Annotated in this window: 13 protein-coding genes and 1 tRNA gene; 4 read left to right on the forward strand and 10 right to left on the reverse strand. The window is 49.0% G+C overall.

Features of this window, described 5'->3' with window-relative positions; all coding sequences use genetic code 11:
- The 5 genes from RMO84_RS10445 to RMO84_RS10465 all read right to left on the reverse strand — a co-directional run.
- The coding region (locus RMO84_RS10445) for an urease accessory protein UreE (protein ID WP_310488402.1) at positions 1–362 on the reverse strand (362 nt) is incomplete at its 3' end.
- A gap of 96 nt (positions 363–458) precedes the next feature.
- Entirely contained in the window at positions 459–923 is a 465-nt protein-coding gene (locus tag RMO84_RS10450; RefSeq protein ID WP_310488403.1) for a DUF4168 domain-containing protein, read from the reverse strand.
- 313 nt (positions 924–1236) lie between these two features.
- Positions 1237–1587, reverse strand: a complete 351-nt coding sequence (gene rpsF, locus RMO84_RS10455; protein WP_396135826.1) for a 30S ribosomal protein S6 — start codon at positions 1585–1587, stop codon at positions 1237–1239.
- A 113-nt stretch (positions 1588–1700) separates the two neighbouring features.
- Positions 1701–1856, reverse strand: a complete 156-nt coding sequence (locus RMO84_RS10460; RefSeq protein WP_310488404.1) for a hypothetical protein — start codon at positions 1854–1856, stop codon at positions 1701–1703.
- 325 nt (positions 1857–2181) lie between these two features.
- Positions 2182–2919 (reverse strand): fatty acid desaturase, encoded by a 738-nt coding sequence (locus RMO84_RS10465; protein ID WP_310488405.1) that lies wholly within the window; start codon positions 2917–2919, stop codon positions 2182–2184.
- 188 nt (positions 2920–3107) lie between these two features.
- Between RMO84_RS10465 and RMO84_RS10470 the strand changes: the two genes are divergently transcribed.
- On the forward strand, positions 3108–4070 hold the full coding sequence (locus RMO84_RS10470; RefSeq protein ID WP_310488406.1) for an orange carotenoid protein N-terminal domain-containing protein: 963 nt from the start codon (positions 3108–3110) through the stop codon (positions 4068–4070).
- Positions 4071–4152: 82 nt separating this feature from the next.
- On the opposite strand, the gene prmC is transcribed toward RMO84_RS10470, so the two are convergent.
- The 3 genes from prmC to RMO84_RS10485 form a co-directional block, all read right to left on the reverse strand.
- A complete protein-coding gene (gene prmC, locus RMO84_RS10475; RefSeq protein ID WP_310488407.1) occupies positions 4153–5046 on the reverse strand; it encodes a peptide chain release factor N(5)-glutamine methyltransferase in 894 nt (297 codons plus the stop codon).
- Complete coding sequence (locus RMO84_RS10480; RefSeq protein WP_310488408.1) at positions 5047–5793, reverse strand: Tic22 family protein; 747 nt, start codon at positions 5791–5793, stop codon at positions 5047–5049. It abuts the gene before it with no gap.
- Between the two features lie 324 nt (positions 5794–6117).
- Positions 6118–6189, reverse strand: a tRNA-Asn gene (locus RMO84_RS10485).
- Positions 6190–6264: 75 nt separating this feature from the next.
- On the opposite strand from RMO84_RS10485, the gene RMO84_RS10490 reads away from it, so the two are divergent.
- On the forward strand, positions 6265–6624 hold the full coding sequence (locus RMO84_RS10490) for a hypothetical protein (RefSeq protein WP_310488409.1): 360 nt from the start codon (positions 6265–6267) through the stop codon (positions 6622–6624).
- An 18-nt stretch (positions 6625–6642) separates the two neighbouring features.
- On the opposite strand, the gene RMO84_RS10495 is transcribed toward RMO84_RS10490, so the two are convergent.
- Entirely contained in the window at positions 6643–7335 is a 693-nt protein-coding gene (locus tag RMO84_RS10495; RefSeq protein ID WP_310488410.1) for a DUF2993 domain-containing protein, read from the reverse strand.
- Between the two features lie 215 nt (positions 7336–7550).
- On the opposite strand from RMO84_RS10495, the gene RMO84_RS10500 reads away from it, so the two are divergent.
- On the forward strand, positions 7551–8375 hold the full coding sequence (locus tag RMO84_RS10500; RefSeq protein WP_310488411.1) for a pseudouridine synthase: 825 nt from the start codon (positions 7551–7553) through the stop codon (positions 8373–8375).
- 23 nt (positions 8376–8398) lie between these two features.
- Positions 8399–9280, forward strand: a complete 882-nt coding sequence (locus RMO84_RS10505) for a RodZ domain-containing protein (protein ID WP_310488412.1) — start codon at positions 8399–8401, stop codon at positions 9278–9280.
- A gap of 555 nt (positions 9281–9835) precedes the next feature.
- Here the strand turns inward: RMO84_RS10505 and pstC are convergent.
- Positions 9836–10490 (reverse strand): phosphate ABC transporter permease subunit PstC (gene pstC / locus RMO84_RS10510; protein WP_310488413.1); only part of this gene is annotated, 655 nt, incomplete at its 5' end.

Here is a 10490-nt window from a genome sequence, read left to right on the forward strand (position 1 = left end):
AGATACATCGGTGAGATCTCCAGGCTGACATGACGATTGCCGAGATGGTAAGCCGCGCGTAACAATTTTAGGGTGTCATCACTAGTGAGCGTCAAAACTTGCTCTGGCTTGGCGGTTATTTGCACTAAGGTTTCACCAGTCGCGGACGCGAGCAGATCCCCGTGCTGAAGAATCGTACCCCGTGGTAGTTGCAAGTGTACGCTAGTGTTATCTGCTGCGATAAAGCTGTGGCGGCTGCGGGTGCGCTCCTCAGCAGTTAAGGAGAGGACTAGCGGTGGTGGTAGATGCGTAAGATCGCCATGACGATCCAATCTGTTGGTAAGTACGATTGCAGTTGCAGCAGAGGAAGAATCCTGGGACACGTTAGAGTTGACCTCACTAGACGATCGTTGCTATTGTATCCCCTTCTAGATTAGTTCGCTCGCGCAGCGTCGGTTCTACCGAATTGCGATCGTTTACTAATTACTCATAAAGCCCCGCACGCGATTTTGTAATTGTGGATTACCACGCACGGCTTGCGTAATTTGATTGAATTTTTCGATACTCAATCCCCGACTAGCGGCAATACTCTCGCATTGATTGCAGTATTTAACAAATAGCGATTTAGCTTCACTATTTAAACTTTCCATCGTCGCGGGCTGATTGCAAACTAGGTTGGGTAGATTGCCACCATTAGCGCGGCTGACTTGGGCTAATGCAGATTGGCGAGCTGGTTCGATTTGCAGCAGTGCAGAGGCATAGTTACGCAGCTCGGGGTCGCTAAACTCGTCCGCTCGTGCCGAGCTATTAAAATATGCGCTGGGTTGTGGTGCGGTGAAATCCGGTACGATCCCAACTAAAATACCTAAGCAGCTAGTGATGATTCCCAGCAATAGCGAACGAGATAAAGGGTAAAAATTACTGCGAATGTGTGGAGGTGTCATATAACCAGGTGTGAAACCAATCGATCGAATTTTGGCTTGAGTTACATTTTAATTGAAGTGTTTGGGCGTTGATAAGTTCCTGAACATTTTTTGGCAATCCTAAATAATCAGATTGCTGGCCGAAGTTTGGGGATCTCAGGGCTGAACTGGGGGAATTTTTGCCGTCAATAGTACTCGAACCGATCGGGTTTTCACTACTTTGCCAGCAGTCTACTGTTTGGGCTGACTAGATTTATTTTTCGATCTCCAAAACAATAGCCCGCAGGTGCGGGCTATTAGCTCAAGTGATTAGATATGAATATTCAGGTAACGACTAGGCTGACGTGGCACTCTCAGCAGCTAGTGCCGCAGCCGCTGCTTTGGCGGCTTTTTTGGGCGGTTCGAGCTTGAGGCTCAAGTAACGGATGACGTCTTCGCTCAGGCGCATCGATCGTTCCAAGGGGGCAATTTCTTTACCAGAACCAGTGTAGTTGACCTGGACGTAGATCCCGTCGCGGTTTTTGCCGATCGGGTAGGCAAGACGGCGTTTGCCGCGTTGCTGGATCTCGATGTCAGTAGCACCGTTGGTTTCGATAATCTCGCGATATTTGGCGATCGCTTGGTCGGTCTGCTCGTCCGATAAGTCGGGACGCAGAATGTACATGATTTCGTATTTGTCGCTCACAGATTCTCCTTATGGACACAATTGGCCTCGATAGCCACACAGATGGTGGTAGGAAGCAAGGATTTTAAATTATATCAGCATTTGGCGATCTTTCGCCGTCGATGTCGATCGACCTAACCAAACCAGTTGGAGAAACGATCGTCTTGGTGTTCGAGATGGGAGAGCGTCCACCAAGCACAGGTGGTAAAGCTCAATAACAAGCAAGTAGATAGAAGGTAAGCACTGGAAATAACACGAACTATGACAGGTGCGGAGATAGGATCGAACATGATTCATTCAGCTCAAGGCTGTTGAAGTTGTGGATGAATTACCTTATATCTGTAATTCTGCTATTTATTACCCAGAGTCGGCGGTGTCTTCCGGCACTTGTCTGGGAGATTTTTTATGCTAAGCACAAGCACCGATCGACATATCTTAATTTTACCCCGATTTATTAAGAAATATTGAAGAACGTTTGACTATTTTGATGGGCTGGCGATCGATTGCGAGCGATAGCCGTGAAATTACCGATCTCAACCATGTTAAATGGTAGCTCGATCGACCTCATAAAACTAGAAATCTCTCGATCGAAGGATACTTATTGACAATTTGTTACTATTCCAAAGATTGTCTCGATCGATACAACTGCCACCAGGGTATGTAAGGCGATTGATGGTGTTCCTGATGGTAGCCAAAATGATAACAACTCAGCAACGACCACCAGTGCGATCTGGCGATCGTCCGAGCGCGGTGAGAATTGCTGTAGCCATCAGGCGGTTCGCGGTGGGGTAGGAATGTCCCAAAGTAAAATAATTGCAGCGAACTCAACAGCGAAGGAATCGCCCAAAAGACAATCGGGTTGACGATACTCCACAACAGCGATTGACGATCGTCGCCATGCGCTGCCGCACCATAACAGATACTGGCATAAACCCCCAACATCAAGACCAAATTGATGGCTTGCGGCCAACTAAAATGTTCGCAGACGAAATGTGCGTACCAGCTCAAAAAATTGGTAGCAGTGCCATCGTGAAAATCGGGATCGCGTTCGCTCGCTGGATATTGATGATGTAAATGATGCTTGGCGGCGAGTAACGAGTAGTCAAATCCAGCATACAACCACAGACACAATCGCCCGATCGCCCGATCGATCTGTGGCAATGGGTGGATGCTGCCATGCATCGCATCGTGAGCGGTAATAAATAGTCCCGTATACAGCCAAGTTTGCCATCCGATCGCACCGATTAGCCACAGCGGCGGCAGAGTATCGAGCTGAAGGTGCAAGCAGCTCCACAGGCTCATCGTCCACAAGCCGATAATTGTCAATGCGATTTGTAATGACGGGTTGTTCATGAATCCTCGAAATTTAGCGACCGGCGATCGATTAACATACATCTGTAGCCGATTCACGGCACATTACCACCTCGATTCAGGTAATTTGCTTTTTGGGTAGGCATCGTTATAGTATTGTAACGAATGGTAAAGTTTTATAAAAACAACCTGGCAAATATCTATTTATCCTACTTGGGGCCATAGCACTTATGTCTATTACACTAAAATCTGCCCAGTCAATTTTTTCCAATACTCTAATCGCTGATGCTGTTCCCGCTGTAACTGCGGCTTTCGACCAACTCAGTGTCGAAGACCAATTAGCGTTACTTTGGTACGCTTACACTGAGATGGGCATTACAATTACGCCTGCGGCTACCGGCTCGGCCAGCATGGCACTGGCACAACCGCTACTCGACTTGATCAAATCCATGCAACCTGACTCTCAGACTCAGGTGATGACCGATCTGGCCATGCATACCGATACTCCTATTTGCCGAACTTTTACGTCTTTTCGGATGAATACCAAGCTCGGTTTCTGGTACGAACTGGGTCAAATGATGAAACAGGGCTTAGTTGCGCCGATTCCGGCTGGCTACGTACCTTCTAAAGAAGCAAGTGAATTGCTCGATACCATCAAGCAGCTCGATGCGGGTCAACAAATCACCGTCCTGCGGAATACGGTAGTGAACATGGGCTTTGACCCCGCACGCGGTCAAGATTATGACAAACGGGAAGCTCCCTCGGTTACACCTCGCGCTTTTGCAGATCGTTCGCGGGCCGCGATCGAAGGTGTAGATAACTATACCGTATTGAGCTACATCGACAACATGAATGCCTTCGACTTCATCGCGGCATCGAGTCTGTTTGTCGAAGAAGGCGCGCTCCAGCCGCCATTCCAATCTCCCGTTGTCGGCCCAGCCGCCATCCTGACTTACATGCGGGAAGAATGTGTCGGCCTGAAAATGTTACCAGAACGCGGTGTCGTCGAACAAATCGATGATGGTTATACGCAAGTCAAAGTGACTGGTAAAGTCCAAACGCCGTGGTTTGGTGCCAGCGTCGGCATGAACATCGCTTGGCGGTTCTTGCTCGATCCTCAAGGTAAAATCTTCTTTGTGGCGATCGATCTTCTAGCTTCGCCGAAAGAATTACTCAACTTACGTCGCGTCTAATTTAAAAATTTAAACAGGCAGATTTTAGTCAAATAGAACACCCACCAGCACAGTGCTGGTGGGTGTTTTCGATTTCTGGCAACTAGTCGCGTAATCTCGCGCAGGCAAAGCGATCGAGTCCGGCCAAATCGTCGATAATCTGAATATCTGTATAACTCCCCTGTCGCGCCAACAAGTCGGCAACTGCCGCACCCTGTCCCGCCATCATTTCTATCAGCCACAGGCCACCAGCCTGAAGGTATGTCGGTGCCGTATCCACCAAAATCCGAATTGCATCTAAGCCATCGCTACCGCCGTCTAACGCCAGATGTGGTTCGTGGTTCGCAACCTCCGGTTGGAGCTGGAGCACCTCCGCAGAGGGAATATAGGGGGGATTGGAGAGCATTCCCGCTACTTTGCCTTGGAGCGGTGTTAATGACGACCACCAATTACCGTGGCTAAACTGAATTCGATCGAGCACACCCAATTGCGTCGCATTGAGTCGGGCGATGTCTAAAGCAGCGGGACTGCAATCTACAGCGTAAATACTCGCATTAAGTAACGTCTTGGCCAAGCCGATCGCGATCGCGCCGCTACCCGTCCCCAAATCGACCCAAATGCCTTGTTGCTGAGTACTATTGCTAAACTCGATCGCGATATCGATAATTGACTCAGTCTCCGGACGCGGAATCAATACCGCTGGGGAGACAATCAGCTCGAAATCTCGCCAAAATGTCTTGCCGATGAGATACTGGACTGGCCGATCCCGATCGACCCGATCGAGCCATAACGCCGACAATCGATCGAGTGGTATGCTCATCTCGATCGAGCCATCGGCGGCAATCGATTCTAGCCGCAACGTCAATCGATCGAGATCGGCTACCGATTGCAGCAACCAATCAACTTCTCGATCGCTAATACCGCGAACTGTAGCGATGTCGAGTGCCCATTTGCGCCACGTCCAGAGTTCCCGTCCGGTAATTCGCACTACCGCCATTTATTTTTTCGCAGGAGTTTTCGGTTGAGCTGCTTGTAATTTGCGCGCACTGTCGATACTTTCTAAAGAGGGGACAAAGACTAATTGCTGTTGACCGGCATAATTTTTGGTCTTAAAATCAGCCATCACGACATGCAGATAATTAACTTTGATCTGGGCTTTAGCCACTAATTTGGCATCTTTCTTTTTGACCCGATCTAACCACTGTTGCGCTTGATTTTTGCTCAGAAATAGTGGTGTTAAATTATTTTCCTGGACTGTGGAAAATTTCCCATTTTGCTCGATCGCAATCATGAACAGCGGCACTGGATAAAGTGCGTTGGCTTGATACGGTTTTTTGAGAATTTGGGCATTCTTGAGTTGCTGCTCGGTCGGAAAAAAGATGAAGTTGACTTCAGATGATTTTTTCTGCAATTCCATCTGGAGCTTGTAAATCTCGCTCAGTGGCACGGGGGTAACTTTGGCAACCTTAGCCTGCTCTGGTCGAGCTTTTTTAAGTTTGTCAAAGAAACCATCGGCATCTTTAGCTTCCATGAATACCGGAATAATCGTGCGTGTCTTCCCCGCTGCTGTCACACTCTGTTGGAGAAAATTTCCCGTGTTATTGGCGATCGTAAATACGGGTACTTTCTGAAGTTTGTCAATGATTTGAGCTTCTGGCAGTGCTTGGGCTGGCTGGGGCGCAATGGCAATTAAGGGCGCGATTGTACCCAAGAGTGCCATCGAAACGATCGACGATTTAAACATTTGTATAGTAGAAATAAAACTAGTAGTCTCGATACTTTCGGATCGGTGCGATTAATTGTCACGATTCCCTTTCCAGGAGGCTTTTGCTGAGGCAAACGCTTCTGCGCAGGCAGACGCTTCGCGAACGCGTTGGCAACGCCTGCGCTTTGCGCTTACGCCAACGATTGAGGTGTCAATAATTTACACGACATTGCGATCGACAATAATCACTATGGACTGTTATCCTAACAGATTGTTTCCACACTGTGAATACTAGCTATGTATGAAGATTTGCCGATGCGTCTGGCGATCGCTCGGAACCATACTCTATCTAATTTTTGACTACTCCCCGGGCAAGATTCGAACTTGCGACCAGTCGATTAACAGTCGACCGCTCTACCACTGAGCTACCGAGGATTATGTTTGTGCGCGTTGCGTACGTCAATTATCATATCACCATCGTGCTAAACTTGGCAAGTAAATTGGCAAACATTGTTTGGTGTTAAAGTTCGATCGAGTCCGATCGGTCGGTGGGGTATTGCGATGAGGGATTTAGTTAGTACCGTAGTCTATGGCAATTGCGCGATCTCGATCGTAATTTTCGTCGTGACGCTCCTGACGCTAAAGTTGCGCACACAAATAGTTGCCATCGCCAATTGGTGCGATCGCCAGGAGCGGGAGTGGGATCTGTTGATGGCGATCGAATCCCGCCAAGCGATCGAGGCGGGTGGCAACAAGATCCGCTCTGTGCGCCAGCTTTATCAGCAACAATTATCGACGATCGATCGGGTGCGAAGGGTTCGATCGATTTGGGGGGTGGCTAGAGCTACGATCGTTAAACGGAGAATTTGAGAGCGGGGAGGGGGTATTTTATGGATTAACTTGAATGCGTCCTTGGCAGTGAAGTGTGCCAGCTTGGAGGGTGAGTTGAGTAATGTCCACATCGGAGCCGAGATCGATTTGGTGACTGGTGATGTCCTTGCCAGGGAGATCGAGCGCGCAGGTAATTTTGAGGGGATCGAGGTCGAGCAGATGTCCATCGTGAATGGCGATGCCCATCGCGATTTCGATCGGTGCCGTGCGATCGCCAAGGGTAAGATTTCCTTGTAAAATTAAGGTTTGGGGGACAATTTCCAGACGTTCCCAGTCGATCTGCCAGTTGGACTGTGTGAGATCGGTGGCTAGAATTTGACCGAGCAGATCGGTAATGGCTTGGGAGAGCAGAGGGGCAGCCAAAGAAGCCTGCAAATCGCGTTCGCTGAATTTGACATCAGCAAGCACCCCAATCGGCGCGAGCAAGCATAAGGGTTGACCTTTGATGACTTGAGGCAAATTAATCCGAATATCTTCAGCAACCAGATCGATCGATCCCAACGATAAGCCTTGGTAGATCGCCCCTACCGCCCCGACAGCTACTCGTGGAATCCTGCCGCCCAAAATTTGCCGACTGCCGCCAGCGATTTCTACTTGGAGGTCATCGACATGAGATACTTGCGATCGCAGCCAGACCCGACAAGCAGGTGCTAGCACCGAACCCACAATCCCTCTAGTTTGATTAGTCAATTGAGTCGCTCTTTTAAATATGTAATATTTCTGCAAAAGAGTTTACATGTAAATAGTCGCTACTTGCCAGTGAATACTAGATTAACGGTGTGGAATGTTTGACATTTTCGATCTTCAACTAGCAGAGCTATTATCTTTGGTGCGTTACGCTTTGCGGTAACGCACCCTACAATATGATTACTATCCCCTACTCCCTACTCCCTATTCCCTAGCGTATGGCCGCACGGCTCCAAAAAATTCTATCTCAATGGGGGATTGCTTCCCGACGGCACGCGGAACAGTTAATCTTGGCTGGACGAGTGAGGGTTAATGGTGAAGTAGCTATATTAGGACAAACAGCAGAACCAGCTACCGATCGAATTGAAGTTGATGGTAAACTAATTGCAGTACAGAGTAGACCGGAGCACATATACTTGCTACTCAATAAACCAGTCGGTGTAGTCTCCACCTGTTCCGACCCCCAAGGTCGTCCGACAGTATTGGAATTGCTACCACCACAACTGCGAGTGGATGAAGGAATTCATCCAGTAGGTAGATTAGATATTGATTCCAGTGGCGCGTTGTTACTCACCAATGATGGCGAACTAACATTTCGGCTGACCCACCCGCGTCATCATATTGCTAAAACCTATGCAGTCTGGGTACAAGGTCGCCCTTCCGCCTCAGTCCTAGTGGCTTGGCGAAACGGAATCGACTTGGATGGGCGATCTACATTGCCCGCCCGAGTTGAGGTTGTCAAACAACAAACCGATCGAACTTTGCTGAAAATTGTCCTCACAGAGGGCAGAAATCGGCAAATCAGACGCGTGGCAGATCGATTATCGCATCCAGTTTTACATCTTCATCGTACCAGTATTGGTAATATTAGCATTGATGGAGATGTGCCAGTGCCGGTCGGTTCTTACCGCCAGCTGCAATTATCAGAACTTCTCATTCTCCAATCTACTGGGGATCGCGCAGATGTAGAGTTACTTAACCCAGGTAAATCTGCCAACTGCCAACACCCAATCCCCAAACAAACACCCCCGATTATCCCTTAACACTACCCCCACAATCAGCGATCGTGACTCTACTGGCACCGCTCAAGCACATTACTACGCTCAAACTTTCTAAATTCTCACTAACTAGCATTTTCACTAGTGTCATCTCTTCCCGAGAGCCTCGTCCTTTGCCAACACCCATTGTCAACGAACCCGCGCCCCAGCCACCAACGCCAAGTGAGGTGTTGCAAGAGATCGGCTCGCAGTTGCGGCAATTGCGTCAGCAACGGCAATTGTCGATCGAGGATTTATCTGCCCGGACGCGGATTCAACCGCGATTGCTTCAAGCCATTGAAGAAGGTCATCTGGAAATGTTGCCCGAACCTGTATACGTCAAGGGCTTGGTCAAACGCTATAGTGAGAGCCTCGGTTTGAATGGGATTGCCGTCTCAGCGCAGGTACCTCATTGGGAGCCAGAAGCAGCCACCTTCGAGCCAACTACCAAACTCCAGATGACGGGCTTTAATCCGACGATTCGGCTTAATCCTTGGCAAATTTATCTCGGTTACACGCTGGCGATTATTTGCTTGAGTGCGCTAACATCTGTATTACTCGATCGAGCCGTCAAACCGCGAGCGATCGATCCTAGCAATCTAACTCCAGCACCACAGACGGGGATTGCTGCTATCCAACCGCTAAACTCGCAGCCATCGCCAAAATTGGCAGATGTCAAAATTGGGATCTCGATTCAAAGTCCCACTTGGGCGCAAATCGGGATTGACGGGACTACCAAGTTTACTGGCAATCTCCAGCCCGGAATGCAACTGAGCTGGATTGCGACCAAGCAAGTAACTATCAATACCAATAATGCTGGTGGCTTGCTAGTATCGCGCGACGGGAAACCATTAGCACCACTAGGGAAGGTCGGCCAAAAACTGAGTACGACGATTAAACTAATTAAATAATCGCGTTCCCATCTATAGCAATAGCCAAGGCTGTTAGGACAATTCGACCATTACTGCTACATCCCCGACTTCTTCGAGAAGTCGGGGATGTGTCCTAACAAGCTTGACAACTGCTATAAAAAGAGGCTGTCACAATTCCTGTGACAGCCTCTTTGTCGTGTTGGCGATCGATTTCAATCTTTATTTTGGTACTTCCTAGATAAAAACTGTCAACTGTGCGATCGAAACTATCTGCCCCTTATCCTGACAACCTACGCCCAGTAACAAATAAATCACTCTTGCCTCCGCGGGGGGGTCTGGGGGTGGGCACCCCCAGATCTATCCATTGTGCGTTGGCGAAGCCTACCGTAGGTAATCGTCATTACGACCCCCACCCCGCTTCACACAGATCGAACATTGTGCAGGGGAGTTTGAGGGGCGGCACCCCGCCTCCTCAACGGGGGGTCTGGGGGTCGGAACCCCCAGATCCGGGTTTTATCCTCACCAGCAAAACTCGCATCACACAAGTATATATCGCCTACCGCCTCACCTAGAACACACGAGCTATCGTGCAAATTACTCCACCTGCTGAAAACGACTGACCAGTAGCTGAGCCAGAACATTCACCACCAAAGTTAAAACCATCAAAATCAAAGCCTCATAAAACAACGACGACTTCTGAAGACCGCTGGCTTCACCAAATTGATTGGCAATCAGCGAAGAGAGCGTCGAAGCAGGCGACAACCACGAGATATTGACCTGATTGGCATTCCCTACCAGCATTGCCAGTGCCATCGTTTCACCCAAAGCCCGCCCTAATGCCAACATTACCGAACCGATAATCCCCGATAGAGCTGCTGGTAATAGCACCCGCACGATGGTTTCCCACCGCGTCGCCCCCAAACCGTAGGCTCCTTGCCGGAGCTTGGGTGGCAAGGAGTTGAGCGTATCGCGGGAGATCGCAATAATCGTCGGCAGAATCATGATTGCCAGTACTAGTGACGCCCCAAATAGCTGCCGTCCGCTCGGCTCGGTCGAGAACATGGGAATCCAACCAAAGTAGTTATGCAGCCCTTGGAATGTGGGTTTGAGTGCTGGCAAAAACACGAATAAACCCCACAAACCATAAACTACACTCGGCACTGCGGCTAAGAGTTCGATCGTAAACGCGATCGGTTGGAGAATATTTGGCTTTAAAAAGTTTTCAGTCAAGAAAATCGCCACTCCAACT

This window comes from Chamaesiphon sp. VAR_69_metabat_338, from assembly GCF_031423935.1.
In the GTDB taxonomy this organism is placed as follows: Bacteria; Cyanobacteriota; Cyanobacteriia; order Cyanobacteriales; family Chamaesiphonaceae; genus Chamaesiphon.